Annotated in this window: 14 protein-coding genes; 7 read left to right on the forward strand and 7 right to left on the reverse strand. The window is 64.6% G+C overall.

The features are described from left to right. Positions 1–13: 13 nt before the first annotated feature. The gene (pip, locus tag GSQ92_RS01210; protein ID WP_158801063.1) at positions 14–961 is read left to right on the forward strand and encodes a prolyl aminopeptidase; all 948 of its coding nucleotides are present in this window, start codon (positions 14–16) and stop codon (positions 959–961) included. 192 nt (positions 962–1,153) lie between these two features. Here pip and GSQ92_RS01215 read toward each other — a convergent pair whose 3' ends face one another. Beyond that, complete coding sequence (locus GSQ92_RS01215; RefSeq protein ID WP_254065449.1) at positions 1,154–2,443, reverse strand: DNA recombination protein RmuC; 1,290 nt, start codon at positions 2,441–2,443, stop codon at positions 1,154–1,156. A 207-nt stretch (positions 2,444–2,650) separates the two neighbouring features. Then, on the reverse strand, positions 2,651–4,504 hold the full coding sequence (locus GSQ92_RS01220) for an alpha/beta hydrolase (protein WP_158801065.1): 1,854 nt from the start codon (positions 4,502–4,504) through the stop codon (positions 2,651–2,653). 163 nt (positions 4,505–4,667) lie between these two features. On the opposite strand from GSQ92_RS01220, the gene GSQ92_RS01225 reads away from it, so the two are divergent. From GSQ92_RS01225 to recJ, 5 genes are all read left to right on the forward strand, one after another. Next, positions 4,668–5,708, forward strand: coding sequence for an OmpA family protein (locus GSQ92_RS01225; RefSeq protein ID WP_158801066.1), 1,041 nt, complete (start codon positions 4,668–4,670; stop codon positions 5,706–5,708). A 70-nt stretch (positions 5,709–5,778) separates the two neighbouring features. Continuing rightward, complete coding sequence (locus tag GSQ92_RS01230) at positions 5,779–6,996, forward strand: LL-diaminopimelate aminotransferase (protein WP_158801067.1); 1,218 nt, start codon at positions 5,779–5,781, stop codon at positions 6,994–6,996. Continuing rightward, positions 6,993–8,285 (forward strand): homoserine dehydrogenase, encoded by a 1,293-nt coding sequence (locus GSQ92_RS01235; protein WP_158801068.1) that lies wholly within the window; start codon positions 6,993–6,995, stop codon positions 8,283–8,285. Before GSQ92_RS01230 ends, GSQ92_RS01235 begins: the two co-directional genes overlap by 4 nt. A 101-nt stretch (positions 8,286–8,386) precedes the next feature. Continuing rightward, on the forward strand, positions 8,387–9,370 hold the full coding sequence (gene glpX / locus GSQ92_RS01240; protein ID WP_158801069.1) for a class II fructose-bisphosphatase: 984 nt from the start codon (positions 8,387–8,389) through the stop codon (positions 9,368–9,370). Between the two features lie 34 nt (positions 9,371–9,404). After that, a complete protein-coding gene (recJ, locus tag GSQ92_RS01245) occupies positions 9,405–11,222 on the forward strand; it encodes a single-stranded-DNA-specific exonuclease RecJ (RefSeq protein ID WP_159012848.1) in 1,818 nt (605 codons plus the stop codon). A gap of 4 nt (positions 11,223–11,226) precedes the next feature. Here the strand turns inward: recJ and GSQ92_RS01250 are convergent, their stop codons facing one another. Together GSQ92_RS01250 and GSQ92_RS01255 are read right to left on the reverse strand one after the other, a co-directional pair. Then, entirely contained in the window at positions 11,227–11,466 is a 240-nt protein-coding gene (locus GSQ92_RS01250; protein WP_158801071.1) for a DUF1902 domain-containing protein, read from the reverse strand. Positions 11,467–12,353: 887 nt separating this feature from the next. Next, positions 12,354–13,172, reverse strand: a complete 819-nt coding sequence (locus tag GSQ92_RS01255) for a hypothetical protein (protein WP_159012849.1) — start codon at positions 13,170–13,172, stop codon at positions 12,354–12,356. 96 nt (positions 13,173–13,268) lie between these two features. Here GSQ92_RS01255 and GSQ92_RS01260 point away from each other — a divergent pair, with 96 nt between their 5' ends. Then, positions 13,269–14,222, forward strand: coding sequence for a DUF5996 family protein (locus tag GSQ92_RS01260; RefSeq protein ID WP_216849870.1), 954 nt, complete (start codon positions 13,269–13,271; stop codon positions 14,220–14,222). A gap of 24 nt (positions 14,223–14,246) precedes the next feature. On the opposite strand, the gene GSQ92_RS01265 is transcribed toward GSQ92_RS01260, so the two are convergent. The 3 genes from GSQ92_RS01265 to GSQ92_RS01275 form a co-directional block, all read right to left on the reverse strand. Continuing rightward, entirely contained in the window at positions 14,247–15,149 is a 903-nt protein-coding gene (locus GSQ92_RS01265; RefSeq protein ID WP_158801074.1) for an alpha/beta fold hydrolase, read from the reverse strand. A 231-nt stretch (positions 15,150–15,380) separates the two neighbouring features. Further along, entirely contained in the window at positions 15,381–16,121 is a 741-nt protein-coding gene (locus GSQ92_RS01270) for a helix-turn-helix domain-containing protein (RefSeq protein ID WP_159012850.1), read from the reverse strand. A 368-nt stretch (positions 16,122–16,489) separates the two neighbouring features. Continuing rightward, positions 16,490–16,702 carry a hypothetical protein gene (locus GSQ92_RS01275; RefSeq protein WP_158801076.1) on the reverse strand — a complete coding sequence of 71 codons (213 nt, stop codon included), beginning with the start codon at positions 16,700–16,702 and terminating at the stop codon, positions 16,490–16,492. Positions 16,703–16,817: the final 115 nt, after the last annotated feature.

Here is a 16,817-nt window from a genome sequence, read left to right on the forward strand (position 1 = left end):
CGAAGGATCCGGCATGCCGCGCGGCGATCTCTTTCCGGACACCTTTCCCTACCGCTCCGGCTTCCTGCCGCTCGATAGCGGCCACAGCATCTATTGGGAGCAAGTCGGCAATCCGCGCGGCCTGCCCGTTTTGTTCCTGCATGGCGGCCCGGGGGCCGGGGCTGGCGCGGTCCATCGCCGCTTCTTCGATCCCGCCGCCTGGAACCTCACCATCTTCGATCAGCGCGGCGCCGGACGGTCCCGCCCCTTCGGCAGCCTCGTGAACAACACGACGCCCGCCTTGGTGAGCGACATCGAGGCGCTTCGCGACCATCTCGGCGTGTCGGACTGGCTTCTCTTCGGCGGCTCCTGGGGCTCAACGCTGGCGATCGCCTATGCCCAGGCGCATCCCGAACGGGTGCGCGGCTGCGTGCTGCGCGGCATCTTCCTCGGCCGCCCCAGTGAGGTCGCCTGGTTCCTGCACGGCCTCGCGACGGTCTTTCCGGACGCGCATGCGCAATTCGTGAACTTCCTGCCCGAGGCGGAACGCGGCGACGTGCTCGGCTCCTATATCCGCAGGCTGGGTGATCCCGAGCCTCGCATCCACGGACCGGCCGCGCGCGCCTGGTCGATCTATGAGGGCTCCTGCAGCACCTTGCTGCCCAGCCCCGACGCGGTGGTGTCCTTCGCGGAGGATCGTTCCGCCCTCGCCCTCGCCCGCATCGAGGCACATTATTTCGCCAACGACCTGTTCCTGCCGCCCGAGGGGCTGCTCGGCCACATGCACCGCATCGCCGATGTGCCGGCCGAGATCGTGCAGGGCCGTTACGACATGGTGTGCCCGCCGATCAGCGCCTTCGATCTCGCCGCCGCCTGGCCCGCCGCGCGGCTGACCGTGGTGCCGGATGCGGGACATTCGGCTTTGGAGCCGGGCACGCGGGCGGCGCTGTTGTCGGCGGTGGAGACGTTTCGGCGGCGCTGAGCAGTCGTTGAGCGGATCCGACTCAGACGAACCGGAGCCGGCAACCCGTCTCCGCCGTCATGCTCGGCGAAGGCCGAGGATCCACGCCTTGCCTTCATCACGCTAGCAAAGGCGTGGATGCTCGGCCTTCGCCGAGCATGACGAAACACTCGCGAATCGATCAGACTTCATGATGTCTGAGTCCACTGAGCCTCAAATCTCCTCCTGCAGATCCGTGGCGATTTCCAGCTCCAGTAATTCCTCCGCGCGCGCACCTTCCACCACTTCCAGACTGCGCAGCTTGCGGCTGACCTGGCGGGCGCGGACGCGGGCCTTGTCGATCGTGCTGCTCATGGCGTTCGCATTCTTGGCGAGACGTTCCAGCACCTCGTCCATCTTCACCATCTCGGTCTTCGTGGCACCGAGCAGCACGCGAATCTGATCGGCTTTTTCCTCCAGCGCCAGAGTCACGTGCCCGAGCTGCACCGTGCGAAGTAGCGCCGGGAATAAGCTGGGCCCGAGGATCAACACGCGAAACTCGCGGCTCATCTCCTCAAGGAGACCGGGCACGCGCGCAACCTCCGCATAGAGGCCATCGGTCGCGAGATAGAGCACGCCGAACTCGACCGTCTTCGGCGGATGAATATATTTCTCTCGGATTTTGCGGCTTTCCTCGCGCAGCCGGCGTTCGAGGCCGCGGCGTGCCAGACGCTCGGCGTCGATGTCGCCGATCTCGGACGCCGCGATCAGCCGCTCGTAATCCTCCAGCGGAAACTTCGCATCCACCGGTAGCCATACCCTCACATCGCCGCGCATCGGCATGGCGACGGCGAAATCGACCATCTCGTCGCTGTCGTCTCGCATCTTGGCATTCGCCTCGAAGCTGCCGGCGGGCAGGATGTCGTCGAGCAAGGCGCGCAGCTGCGCCTCGCCCCAGCCGCCGCGCGTCTTGACGTTGGAGAAGAGGCGTTTGATGTCGCCGATCTGCGCGGTGACCGCCTGCACGTCGACCAGTGCTTTCTGCACTGCGGTGAACTGGTCGATGACGCGGGCGAAGCTCTGCTCCATCTGTTTCTCGACCGCAGCGTTGAGCTGCTCGTTGACGGTCTTCTGAATCTCGGCGAGGCGCTTTTCGTTGCTTTCCCGCAGCGTGGTGAGCTGGAGGTCAAGCGTCGCGGCAATGCGGCGCTGTTCCTCGACGGCGGCCTGGCGCATGGCGTCCATCGCCGTCGAAACGCCGGTGGTGGCGGTGGTGATCTGCGCGAATGCCTGCTTGAGCGCCTCCGTGGTGCCGGACTGAATGGCGGCGGCGAGCGCGCGTTCGGTCGCGGAAAGATGCGCGCGTGTGGTTTCCGATTCGGCGCGGAGGCCGGCCTGGATCTGCTCGTTGAAGATGCGCGCGCGTTCGCCCTCCGCCGAGGGGTCGGCCGCACCCCGGCGCGCAAGGAAGATCGCCAGCAGGCCGAGCAGCAGTGCGACGAGGCCGAGCGCCGTCGCGATCACGTCGATGTTCATCTGTGCAGATTAGACTGTGACGGCGCGCAGGCGCCAGACTGGCAGTCCGTGAGCGTTCAGTCAGCAAGCGTCATCTTCGGCGAAGGCCGAAGATCCACGCCTTGGTCGCGGCGTGAAGGCAAGGCCTGGATGCTCGGCCTTCGCCGAGCATGACGAAGCGTTACGGAACCATCCGGTGTTTGTAACGTTCAACCCTCAGCTCATGACCCGCACATAGGACCCCGGCGCATCCTCCAGCGCCGGCGCCTTCTGCGAGCCGGGCTCGCGCGCGGGAACCGTTTGCGGTGCGAGCTTGGAGATCCAGCGCTGCCAGTCCGGCCACCACGAACCGGAGATTTCCGTCGAGGCCGTCAGCCACTCATCCGCGTCTTCCGGCATCGCGGAGCCGACGTTGTGGCTGTATTTCCCAGACTCCGGCGCATTGACCACACCGGCGATGTGTCCAGACGCCGCCAAAACGAAACGCTTCGATCCCCGCAGGTTCTGCAAGCCGCGATAAGTCGATTTCCAAGGCGTGATGTGATCCTCCCGCGCCGCCAGCATATAGACCGGCAGGTCGACCTTGGAGAGATCGATCGGCACATCGTTGAGCGTGATGCCGCCGGGTTCGATCAGCTTATTGAGCTGGTACATCTGGCGAAGATAGAAGCTGTGCATCGCCGCCGGCATGCGCGTGCTATCGCCGTTCCAGTAGAGCAGATCGAAGGGAAACGCCTCGTTGCCAAGGAGGTAGTTATTGACCACGAAGGACCAGATGAGGTCGTTGGCGCGCAGCATATTGAAGGTCTGCGACATCTCGCCACCTTCGAGATAGCCGCGCCGGCTCATCTTTTCCTCGATAGCCTGGATCTGTTGCTCGTCGATAAAGACGCTCAGCTCACCGGCTTCCGAAAAATCGAGCAACGTCACGAAGAAGGTCGCGGATTTGATACGGCGATCCTTCTTCACCGCCATCCAGGCAAGGGTGCTCGCCAGCAGCGTGCCGCCGAGGCAATAGCCGATCGCATTGATCTCACGCTCACCGGTGGCGGCTTCGATGCCGTCCAGCGCGGCAAGGATGCCTTCCTTCATGTAGTCGCCGAAATCCTTGGCGGCGAGCTCCTCGTCGGGATTGACCCAGCTCACGATAAAGACCGTGTGGCCCTGAGACACCGCCCAGCGCACGAAACTGTTCTTCGGCCGCATGTCGAGAATGTAGAATTTGTTGATCCAGGGCGGGATAACGAGAAGCGGCCGCTTCAGCACATCCGGCGTGGTCGGCGCATATTGGATGAGCTGCATGAGCGGCGTCTGCCACACCACCTTGCCCGGCGTCATCGCGATATTGTCGCCAAGCTTGAACGCCTCGTCATCCGTCATCCGGATCCGCAGATTGCCTTTGCCACGCTCCAGATCGGTGAGGAGGTTGGTCAGGCCCTTGAGCAGATTTTCGCCGCCGGTCTCGACCGTCTTGCGCAGCACCTCGGGATTGGTGAGGAGGAAGTTGCTCGGGCTCAGCGCATCGACGAATTGGCGCGAGTAGAAATCGACCTTCTGGGCGACTTTCGGCTCCAGCCCATCGACATCCTTCACCACGTCCTGCACGAAGCGGGCGGAGAGCAGGTAGCTTTGCTTGATGAAGTCGAAGATCTCGTTGTCCCGCCAGGCATCATCCTTGAAGCGGCGGTCGCGCGGATCGGCCTGGATCACAGGCGTCGTCTCGATGCCCATGATGCGACGCGTGGTGTTCTGCCACAGCGTCATGTAGTCCTGCCACAGGCCGAGCTGGGCCTGCATCAGGCGGCTGGGGTTGGACATCAGCCGTGTCGTCATCTCGAGAAAGGCGCCGCCGATGTTCAGCGGATCGGCGCTCGGCGTGGCGCCCTGCCCCATCGGCTGCCCCATACCAGGACCCTGGCCGGGCGTCTGCGCCTGGGACGAGCCCTGGCGGCGCAGCCAGGTCGAAACGATGCGCTGTGAACGCTCGGCGATGTCCGACATCGTCCGGCGGACAAGCTCTGGATCGGGCAGCCTAATGTCGGAAGCGTCGGGTTTCTCTCGCGCGTCCATGAAGCTGTCCTTTCCGCCCGTCTGTCATTGGGCTAGATCAGGCGCCGCCTACAGGGACATGCGCGGGATGTTGCTAGCCAGATCACAAGGTACTCCTCGGCAGGGTCCGCTTCAACCCATGCGGCGGCGCGCGGCTGCCCCACCGGCGGCGCTAGGCGCGGCCATGCTTTTGCTGCTCTCCGGCTGCGACCGAGTGCCGCCACCGATCAACCCGGTGAGCTGGTGGCATGGGCTGGAGGGCGGCGAGATTGCCGCCAACCGTCCGCCGCCGCCGGGCGACAAACAACCGTATCCCATGCTCGCGGCGGCCCCGACTCGCCCGGCCGGGATGCCCGACTGGGAGTGGAAGAAGCTGACCGAGACCCTGGCCGAGCAGCGCAGCGCGGCACAGGGCTATGCCGCCGCGAACCCGGTTTCCACCTTGCCGCCGGCTACGCGCCCGGCCGCGATCGCGCAGGTTCCGGCGATCACCACCGGCGCGCCGCTTCGCTCCTCCGACGACTTCGCCGCCTTATCGCCCCCGCCCGCTCCCGCGGCCGGGGCGCCCGCGGCCGGTAACGCCGCGGCGTCCAGTGCTGGAAGCTCCGCGAGTGATCCGCTCGCCGCGATGAACTTCGATGCCGCCACGCCCAGCCGAAAAACGAAAGCGCCGAGGACCACGGCGCTCCCCGCCGCCGGCGCGGCAGCCCCCGCATCCAGTGGCTTCTTCGCGCCCACCAACGAGCCGAGCATTCCCGGCGCGCTGAGCCCGGCCGCACAGGCCGACGAAGCGATGCTCCCCGCCCTGCCGGGCAGCCTGCCGATGGCGCCGTCTGTGCCGGGCTTCGGCATTCCCCAGACGCCCCGTGTTTTCGTCGCGGCCGTGCCACCGCCGCAGCCCGCGCCCTATGTGCCGCCGCCGCCGCTGCCCAAGGTCGCGCCCGTCATGGTGGGCTTCGCGCCGGGTTCCGCGATAATCACGGTGCCCATGGACAACGCGCTGAAGGCGCTCGCCCATCAGCGCAAGACCGCGCATATCGAGGCGACCGGCTATGGCGGCGCGAAGACCGACGCCATCGGCGTCCAGGCCGCCGCCATGCCGCTCGCCATCGAAAGGGCCCGCGCCATCACCGTCCGCCTGCTCGCTTCCGGGGTAAAGCGCGACCAGATCCGCACAGAGGCGCGAGCTACCGGCACGGGTGGCCTCGCCCGCCTCATCGATTGAGGGCCGGGCCGCCTGCTGCGGCGCCTTTCACCGCCTTCCTCGCCTCTCCTGCCCGGATCGATCGACCGTCATGACCGAAGAGTTCCACCGTATCCGCCGCCTGCCGCCCTACGTCTTCGCGGAGGTCAACAAGGCCAAAGCCGCCGCCCGCGCCGAGGGCGCCGACATCATCGACCTCGGCATGGGCAATCCGGACAGTCCCACGCCGCCGCACATCGTCGCCAAGATGATCGAGGCGGTGCAGGATCCGCGCACGCATCGCTACTCCACCAGCCGCGGCATTCCCGGCCTGCGCCGGGCGCTCTCGGGCTACTACCAGCGGCGTTTCGGCGTCACGCTCGATCCTGAGACGGAGGTCATCGCGACGCTCGGCTCCAAGGAGGGGCTCGCCAATCTCGCTGCCGCCATCACAAGCCCCGGCGACACCATCATGGTGCCGAACCCGTCCTACCCGATCCACCAGTTCGGCTTCATCATCGCGGGCGCGGCGGTGCGCAGCATTCCCGCGACACCCGATGACGAGATGCTGCGCGCGATCGACCGCGCGGTGCGCCACTCCGTTCCCAAACCGACAGCGCTGATCGTCAACTTTCCGTCCAACCCAACGGCGCATCTGGCGTCGCTCGATTTTTACAAGGAGCTGGTGGCGCTCGCCCGGCGTCATGAATTCTACATCCTCTCAGATCTAGCCTACGCGGAGCTTTATTTCGACGGCGAGCCGCCGCCTTCCGTGTTGCAGGTCGCGGGCGCGCGGGAGGTGACTGTGGAATTCACCAGCCTGTCGAAAACCTATTCGATGCCCGGCTGGCGCATGGGTTTTGCCGCGGGCAATCAGCGGCTGGTGACGGCGCTTGCGCGGATGAAATCCTACCTCGACTACGGCGCCTTCACGCCGATCCAGGTTGCCTCGGTCGCGGCACTGAACGGGCCTCAGGACTGCGTCGAGGCGGCGCGTTCGCTCTATCGCGAGCGGCGGGACGTGATCGTTCCGGGTCTCGCCGCCGCTGGCTGGCAGATGCCGAGCCCGCGCGGCTCGATGTTCGCCTGGGCGCCCATCCCGCCGCGCTATGTCCATATGGGCAGCCTCGACTTCAGCAAGCTGCTGCTGGAGCGGGCGCGCGTCGCGGTGGCACCCGGCATCGGCTTCGGCGAGCATGGCGACGGCCATGTCCGCATCGCGCTGGTCGAGAACACGCAGCGGCTGCGCCAGGCGGTGCGCAACATTCGCGGCTTCCTGCACACCGAGAGCAACGCGCCGACCTCACCAGCCGATCAGGTGCCAGCATGAGCGTGCCTCTCCGCATCGGTCTCGCTGGTCTCGGCACGGTTGGCGGCGGCGTGATGACGCTGCTGCGCGACAATGCGACGCTCATCGCCGCGCGCGCCGGCCGCCCGATCGTGGTCACAGCAGTCTCGGCGCGGAACCGCACACGGGATCGCGGCCTGCCGGTGGCGGGTCTGTCCTGGCATGAGGACGCGGTGGCGCTCGCCAACGATCCCGAGGTCGATGTCGTGGTCGAGGTCATCGGCGGCAGCGAAGGCGCGGCACCGGCCTTGGTGCGGGCGGCGATCGCCGCAGGCAAGCCGGTGGTGACCGCGAACAAGGCACTGCTCGCGCTGCATGGCGGCGAGCTTGCCGGGGCGGCAGAAGCGGCCGGTGTGCCGCTGGCTTTCGAGGCCGCCGTGGCGGGCGGCATTCCCGCCATCAAGGCGCTGCGCGAAGGCCTGGCCGCGAACAATCTGACCTCCGTCGCGGGCATCCTCAACGGCACCTGCAACTACATCCTGACCGTGATGCGCGAGCAGGGCCATGACTTCGCCGAGGTCCTGGCCGAGGCGCAGCGGCTCGGCTACGCCGAGGCCGATCCCGCCTTCGACGTCGACGGGATCGACGCCGCGCATAAGCTCGCCATTCTCGCCAGCCTGGCCTTCGGTGCGCCGGTGTCCTTCGCGAGCATGCATGTCGAGGGCATCCGCCGCATCTCCGCGCTGGATATCGCCTTTGCCCGCGAGCTAGGTTTCCGCATCAAGCTGCTGGGTATCACCCGGCGGCGCGACGGCGGTATCGAGATGCGCGTGCACCCCGCGCTGGTGCCGGAGGCCGACCCCCTGGCGCAGGTCGATGGCGTCTTCAACGCCGTCGTGGCGGAGGGCGACGCGGTCGGCCGGGTCATGCTGATGGGGCGCGGCGCCGGTGCGGGACCCACCGCCTCCGCCGTGGTTGCCGACCTCATCGATATCGCGCGCGGCCGGTTCGCGCCGAGCTGGGGCGCGACAGTTGGCGCCTTGCCCGCTTTGCCGACGCTGCCGATGGAACGGCATGTTGGCGCCTATTACCTCCGCCTGACGGTGCGCGATCAGCCTGGCGTCATCGCCGATGTCGCGGCGGCGCTGCGGGATGCGGGTGTCTCGCTCCAGTCGATGCTGCAACACGGCCAGGATCCGGGTGAGCAGGTGCCGATCGTCCTGGTGACGCATGAGACGGTGGAGGCGCAGATGATGACCGCCCTCGCCGCTATCGCCGCCCTGCCGACAGTATTGGAGCCGCCGGCTTTGATCCGAATCGAGGCGGGGTAGTAAGGGCTGGACCGGGCCGCCTGTTCTCCAGCCACCCTCGGCGAAGGCCGGGTCCGCGTCTGATCTGATCGCCGCTTAGGCCCCGAAGGAGAAAACGTCCCATGGTCTTACAGACACCGCAGCATTCCGACCGCAACCTCGCCCTCGAGCTGGTGCGGGTCACGGAAGCCGCCGCCATCGCGGCCGCGCAGTGGATCGGCAGGGGTGATAAGAACTCCGCCGATGGCGCCGCCGTCGAGGCCATGCGCCACGCTTTCGACTCTGTCGCCATTTCCGGCACGGTCGTCATCGGCGAAGGCGAAATGGACGAGGCGCCGATGCTCTATATCGGCGAGAAGGTCGGCCAGGGCGGGCCGGAAATGGATATCGCCGTCGATCCGCTTGAGGGCACCGAGATCGTCGCCAAGGGCGCCGCCAATGGCATGGCGGTGATCGCGCTGGCCGATAAGGGACGCTTCCTGCACGCGCCCGATGTCTACATGCAGAAGATCGCGGTCGGCCCCAACTTGCCGCAGGGCGTCGTGGACCTCGACGCGCCGACGCGCGAGAACCTGCGCAACCTGGCGCGGGCGAAAAAGATCGATGTCTCGGATCTCGTCGTCTGCCTGCTCGACCGCGAGCGCCATGAGGAGATCATCGCCGAGTGCCGCGAGGCCGGCGCCCGTATCATGCTGATCTCCGCGGGCGATGTCGCGGGCTGCATCGCGACGAGCCGGCCGGAGGGCGGCGTCGATATCTATCTTGGTTCCGGCGGTGCGCCCGAGGGCGTGATCGCGGCGGCGGCCTTGCGTTGCGTCAACGGGCAGATGCAATGCCGCCTGTTGTTCGAGGACGACGCCCAGATCGCCCGCGCCCACGGCATGGGTGTTACGGATCCGCGCCGCAAATATGGGCTGCACGAAATGGCTGGTGGCGACGTGATGTTTGCCGCGACCGGCGTCACTACCGGTCCCATGCTGCGCGGCGTGATGCGCGAGGGGGACGGCGCCGTGACCCATTCGGTCATCATGCGCAGCAAATCCGGCACAGTGCGTTTCGTGGAAGCACATCACGATTTCAGCACGAAGACCTGGTCGCGCGGGTGATATCGACACTGGCGATTTTCGCATCGGACTTCTCTTGAGCGCCGTCACTCGCTTGCCGGAGCCAGAGGCCGCGTCCCCCTCAGAACTTGTGCTTGGTGTCGAGCTCAGCCTCGGCGGGCGACGCTGGGTATGGCACCCCTCCACCGCGACGGCCTCAGAAGCGCAGGCGCTTGGCCTCGCACAGCGGCTCGAATTGCCGGAGATCCTGGGCCGACTGCTCGCCATGCGCGGCGTGACGCAGGAATTGGCGGCGCAGTTCCTCGCTCCGACGCTGCGCGCGCTGCTGCCGGACCCGTCCTGCTTCTCGGACATGGACATTGCCGCTGCCCGCCTCGCGGCTGCCGTGCGCGCGGGTGAAACGGTCGGCATCTTCGGCGACTACGACGTGGACGGCGCCTGCGCGACGGCGCTGATGACGCAGTTGCTGCGCGGCCTCGGCTGCGTCGTCCATACCCATGTGCCCGACCGCATGAAAGAGGGCTACGGCCCCAATCTGCCAGCACTGCGCGGACTCTGCGCGCGAGGCGCCACACTCATCCTCTGCGTCGATTGCGGCACGGCAGCGACGGACGTTTTCGCGGCGATGGCGGGTGAGGCCGAGATCATCGTGCTCGACCACCACAAGGCCGAGGGACCGCCGCCGCCGGTGCTGGCGACGGTCAATCCCAACCGGCTCGACTGCAACTCCGGCCACGGCCATATCTGCGCCACGGCGGTGGTCTTTCTCGCGGCGGTCGCGGCGATGCGGGTGCTGCGGCGGGACGGCTTCTTCACGAGCCATCCAGAGCCCGACCTCATGGCGCTGATCGATCTTGTGGCGCTGGCGACGATCTGCGATGTGATGCCGCTGACGGGCCTCAATCGCGCGCTGGTCGGCCAGGGTTTGCGCGTCATGGGGCGCGGCTTGCGGCCGGGTGTGGCGGCGTTGCTGGAGGTCGCGCAGGTGCGCGGCCTGCCCACCGCGATGACCTGCGGTTTCGCGCTTGGCCCGCGCATAAATGCCGGTGGGCGGGTCTCCGATTCCGGTCTCGGCCTGCGGCTGCTGCTCACCGAGGATGCCGCCGAGGCGCGGGAAATCGCCGAAATCCTGGATGGGGTGAACCGCCAGCGTCAGCAGATCGAGGCGGGTGTTCTGGAACAGGCCATCGCCATGGCGGCGGCCCAGGTCGCGTCCGGCTGTGCCGTGCTGTTGGTGGCGGGCGACTGGCATGCCGGCGTCGTCGGCATCGTGGCCGGCCGCCTCAAGGAACGCTTCAACCGCCCCGCCTGCGTGCTCGCGATCACGGAAGGCAATGCCGTCGGTTCTGGGCGTTCCATGCCCGGCCTCGATCTTGGCGCCGCGATCCTGGCAGCGCGCCAAAGCGGCCTGCTGGACCGAGGCGGCGGCCACGCCATGGCGGCCGGCTTCGCATTGCCCGAGGCCGGGATTGCGGCCTTGCACGACTTCCTCAACACACAGCTGAACGCGGCGACGGCCATGCCCCGCGCCGCGGCACTCACCATCGAGGGAAGTCTCGCCATTCGCGGCGCCACCGTGGAAGTCGCAGAACATTTGCTACGCCTCGCCCCCTTCGGTTCGGGCAATGACGAGCCGCTGCTTGTAGTGCCGCATGCCCGGGTCAGCCGCGCTGACCGTATCGGGAAAGATGGCGCCACGGTCCGGGCTTTCCTCACTGGCGAGGATGGCGGCCGTTTGAAAGCGGTGCTGTTTCGCGGCAAGACCGGCGCGGTCGCGGAGGCGCTGCTCGACCCCTCCGGCCGGCCGCTCCATCTAGTAGGCCACCTCCGCGCCGAGGCCTGGAACGGCGCGGTGTCGGCGAGCTTTATTGTGGTCGATGCAAGCTGGGCATGAGGCGTTAGGTAAAGTGGCGGGCACCCCATTCGGCGCGATCGGCAATCAGTCTGAACGGGATTGGGCCACTTGCGTGATAGGGATCGACCTTGGTGCTCAGCAACTCGGGCACAAGATCGCGCAGATCACGTAGCAGTAGCTCCACGGTCGCCGCCTCAGCCACCAAACCCGGCACATCCTCGCTTTCGGCTCGCCAGAGCCGTCCTTCGCCATCCCAATGCGCCTTGACCTCGTAGATTTTCATTTCCCCTCACCCCTGCAAGCCCCTTTGCGGAGCCGTTTTGTTTTATCCAAGCGTAGCGCTGCGGATCGTCAAGCGACACTCCCGAGAGGCACTTTACATTCCAGGCGACATCGACCGGCCCGGCCCGCGGCATCGCTCAGCGCCATTATGGTCGTCTTCATTGCGATAAACCAACAGACAGAAACCGTAATCCTCTACCTCGATTTCGAGCCAGGCGTCGATCATCCATCGCCCAGGCGGCGCCGCCGTCTTGGTTCACGGATAGCAATTGGCACGGGAAAGGCCGCCCCCCGTTATACGCCTAATGGCTAAAAAACGGGGCAATTTTTCAGCCCAATCGCGGCGACGCCGGACCACCCAGCTCCGCCCCGGACGCTAGATGGACGCGCGCAAGTTGCATTTCGCTTTACAATTGCACTTAAGGGTTGCGTTTCTCTCCCCGCCGACCAAAAGTTGTTTGTCCGCAGGAGAACGGGATGAGAGGAACGCCTGCCGGCATCCTGGTTTCGACTCCTCAAGTAACAACACAATTCCCGGGTCTAACGCGCGGCCACATTTCGCGAGTTTCTCCGGCCGCGGTTCATCACCCGGCGCGCAAACGCCGACGACACTGGCATCGGGGTCCAGACGCTTGGACTTCCGCCAAATTAGACCTCAATCCTGCGAGAGCGCCTCCGCGTTCTGGTCGGGCAATAATAGTCGGATTTCGATTTTTCTGGATTTGCGAATCCTTGTGACGCTCTCGCGAGCGCCGGTGGGAGCATTCCCAGCGCGACCATTATAGGCGAGGCAACCGGAGCATCTCTCGGGCAATGGAAGCGACGTCATCTATGCCGAGGAAAATCAATCCGATGGCGCGCTCGCACCGAGCGGGCACGGGCGCGAAGCTAGGAGGACCCGAAGAAACCGATCCGCACCGCTTCGTAGACGGCAGGCTTCTGATTTGCCTGGTCGATCGGATAGGTCTGGCCTTTTCTGGTCTTCCCCGTTCTGGTCGGAGTTGGCGGAGGCGCACCGAACTCATTCCATTTAACCTGGCCGAAATTCCCCTCCGTGCAGGTGTTGCTATATTTCGCTTTTCCTCCACTCGGGTCGCCGCATTTGTAATAGGTGTTGAGCCACTGGAAGAAACACATTCTTCGTAAAATCGCATAATACGCGCGGGTATTGTTTGTGTTGGCGATCTGCTGCGCGACGATTCGGGCTTGATTTGCTTCGTCATGGGTTCCGCCGTTGCCTTGATATATCGGCAACGCGGCTTGAACCGCGTCAAACCCATGCTCGGTCAAAAGGATCGGAACTTCACTTTGATATTTTTTCCAGACGGCCTGAACGAAGTTGTGGATTTCACCGGTAAACTGAAATGATTGGATGCCGATGACAAAGCGCTCCGTCCACACCTTGCGGCTATTGAGGAAGTGATTGCCTCGAACCACAGTGCCATCGGGCAACCTACCGCCGGAAACAAAGGCGAAGCGCAACGCCTCGATCTGTCCCCTCGACTGTCCGCTTACCCCGAATTTCTCCGCGGTGGGCACCCCGACAATGATCGGAATTTTGTTTTCATCGGCTGTGACGCCTGCCGCCTCCTCGACCCGGACGATATATTCAACCAGCCGGGCGCGGTGCAACATTGACGGGCGGGAAGATCTGGCCTTCGCCTGGTCTTGGACCAGCGGCGCTGCCAGTATTGCAGTCGCCTCCAAAGGGCTAGATACGGATTGGCTTCCGTAGGTTGTATTGAGTGACCCGCTGTTCTGTGCGAATATTCGTGCTCCGCCTAGTGCCCAGGGAGAATGCGTGTGGCGCGACCAGCTTCGGATAGTGCTTGGCCCCATCTGGACTATGATGCGCTTCGACCCACGATCGAAACTCTGCAGCTTTGGACGCAAATTGTCGGCAAGATCCGCCTGGCCCGAACGCCTTGGTTAAATCACGCCTGGCACGCGACATTCTATGCCTCCGCACGCGGATTGACGACGAGCCTGATTCCGCACGACGCCCTCGCATTTGAACTCGAATTTGATCTCATCTCACATGTGTTGCTCATTCGAGTGAGCAACGGCGGCCAAGATCAGATTCCGCTCTCTTGCGGCAGCGTCGCGAGTTTTTATTCGAAGGTTCTGGAAACGTTGACGAGGCTTGGTGTCCCAGTCGAAATCGATATCCATCCAAACGAACTGGCAGATCCGACGCCGTTCCCTGAAGACGTAACGATGCGAGAGTACGACAGGGAGTCCGCGCATCGCTTCTGGCTCGCGCTCGTCCAGTGCGACCGGGTTTTCAAACGCTTCCGCACGCGATTCATCGGCAAGTGCAGTCCTGTCCATTTGTTCTGGGGCAGCTTCGACCTTGCCGTGACCCGGTTCTCCGGCCGCCCCGCGCCTCTGCACCCGGGCGGCGTTCCTCACTTGCCGGATCCCGTGACACGCGAAGCCTATTCGCATGAGGTGTCGAGCGCCGGTTTCTGGCCCGGCGGCGGCACTGTTCTCCACGCCGCCTTCTACTCCTACTGCTACCCTGCCCCTCCCGACTTCGCGCGCGCCCCGGTCCTGCCGAGCGAAGCGAAGTTCGACCCGAAGCTTGGCGAATTCATACTGCCATACGATGTCGTTCGAGCCGCCAAGGATCCGGACACCACTCTGCTCGCATTTCTGCAGAGCACCTACGAGGCCGCGGCGAGCACCCAGCAATGGGACCGCAAGACTCTCGAAATCGAGGAAGGCCTGCTCAGCCGGCCACGCTTTGTCGGCTGAGCCACCGACGGATACGGGTTCGGCCTATCGCGCGTTGGTGCGGTCGAGGAAATCGTGGATCAGCGGGGCCATGACATCCAGCCTATCCTCAAGCGCGAAATGCCCGGTATCAAGAAGGTGGAGTTCGGCATTTGGAAGATCCCGAAGATAGGGTCCAGCGCCATCGGCCGGGAATATCTTGTCATTCTTGCCCCAGACGATCAGCGTCGGGGGCTGCCGCTCCCGGAAGAAGGCCTGGAATTTGGGATAGAGCGGGACATTCGTGCGGTAGTCGTAGAACAAGTCCATCTGGATATCCTCGTTGCCCGGTCGATCCAGCAGAGCCTGGTCATGCTGCCAGTTGTCCGGATCGATGCGCGACACATCGCTCATGCCATCCGTGTACTGGAACTTCGTCGTGGCAGAGGCCACCAAGACACTCAGCGCCTTGCGATGGGCCGCCGAGCCATCCGCCCAGTAGAGCTTGATCGGGTCCCAGAACTCCTTGAGACCTTCCTCATAGGCATTGCCATTCTGCACGATCAGGGCGCTGACCCGCTCCGGGTGCAGCAGCGCGAGGCGGTAGCCGACCGGCGCGCCATAATCCATCACATACATCGCGTAGCGCGTTATCCCAAGTTGCTGGAGGAGACCGTCCATCAGCTCTGCGTATTTGCCAAAGGTATAGGAAAATTCGGTATTCTTAGGCATCGCGCTCTGTCCGAAGCCAGGAAAATCCGGCGCAATGACATGGTAGCGGTCGGCGAGTACAGGGATCAGGTTACGAAACATATGCGATGAGGTCGGAAAGCCGTGGAGCAGCACAACAACGGGCCCATCGGATGGGCCAGCCTCGCGGTAGAAGATGCTCACGCCGTCAATCATGGCCGTGCGGTAATGGGTCACGAGCGCGGTATTAGGCGCCACGCCAGGCTTCCTGTCTGTCATCTTTCTTTCTCATTCCTTGTTGCCGTCAGCAGATCCGGCGCGCGACGAAACCAACGCCCGCTGACGCACGGCTCCCGGGCCGAGGATTGTCTCACTGCACGACGGTACGGCATCGTCGCTGAGATCACTTTGCCGGATCGCACGCCATTTGTCGCAAACGCACGTTCGAGGCACTTCCGGCACCGTCTCCAGGCGTAGCCGTCGCCGGGAAAGGGCCGTCGTCGGTCCGGCTCAAGGCCCGATATTTTGCGCCCGGCGCCAAGCATTGGGTGGCTCACCGACAAAGCGCCGGAATGTGGAGGTGAAATGGGCCTGGGTCTGGAAGCCGACCTGTAAGGCGACATCCAAAATCGAGTTATTCGAGTAACGCAGCATCGTTTGCGCTCTCTCGATGCGGCGGCGGAGCAGGTAATCATGCGGCCGCAAACCGGTTGCGCCACGGAATTGCGCGGCGAAATGCATCCGCGTCAGCCCGGCGGCGGAGGCAAGGTCGGCAAGGCTGACCGCTTCACCGAGATTGCCGTCGATATAATCAAGCGCCCGCTTGAGCCGCCATTTCGCAAGTCCCGAGGCCTTTGGCCGCTCGGAGTGATTCCTCTTGCGTGCCGTGTCCAAAAGCCTGGTAACGATCGCGATGCTGATGGAATCCGCGTAGAGGGACCCGAATGCGCTGCCGAACTCGTCCGCTTCAAGCAAGGCCATCCCAAGGCGTTCTATGGCCGGATCTCGCGCGGAACTCGGCCCGGAAGGGAGCTCCGCGGTGCCGCGCGACTCCATGTATCTCCCGCATTCGGCAATGATCTCGTTCGGGATATGCAGGTGAAGAACGTCCGTCGGTCCACGAAGTAGGCCGTCAATGACAAGGCCGGGCGCATTCACAACCGACATCCCAGGCATCAGGACACCGTCCTGCACAACGCGGCCGCAGAACGAAAGTTGAATGTCTATCCTGCGAAGCGCGATGCCAATCACGTGGCTGTCCTCAGCGGATTCAGCTCGCACCTTCAGCGCATGCTTTTGGAATGCGCGCCACCTTGTTGGAATGACTTTCGATTGAGCATCGGCATTTGAAAGGGCGGGCTTGTGCCGCCATTTCGGCTCCTCCTCAATGACGCGGGTCGCAGGCGCTGGCTGACCACGCGAGACCTCGGGAAAGCGACCTGAGGGGGTACCGAGTAAATTCATGATGCCTCCAAACAACGCAAGCGGTTGAGATCTCCGGCCTCTGCGTATCTTGATGGCGGTCAAGGCGTTGTTCGGACCATCCTTAGGAGAGTCGGACGATCAGATACACGAGGGAGAGCCGAGGCTAGACAGCCGAGGCGCCCGCGACGGTTGGATCATCCCGTCCTGGAAGACCAATCGTCCAATCGCGGTTCGGGCGGAAGGGTGACGATAAGTTGGCTCCAGGCGCGATCGAGCTTCCGCTGCGTCTCCGCGGAACGCGGCTTGGTCTCCACGGCGGCCAGGATCGCGCTGAGCTCGCAGGTATATTTCAGGGCTGCCTCAAGTCGGGCGATTTTGACGTCCTTTGCATCCATCCTTTCTACCATCCCCGGCTCCCTTCGGAGGTATCGTGGCCAAGGCCGTCGGCAATTGCCACGCAGAATCGCGCGCCGAGCCAAATTGCTTAAGCCGTCCAGCGGCCTTTCCTGGGCGCCGACGCGT

Origin of the sequence: Acidisoma sp. S159 (assembly GCF_009766125.1) — a bacterium.
Lineage (GTDB): Bacteria > Pseudomonadota > Alphaproteobacteria > Acetobacterales > Acetobacteraceae > Acidisoma.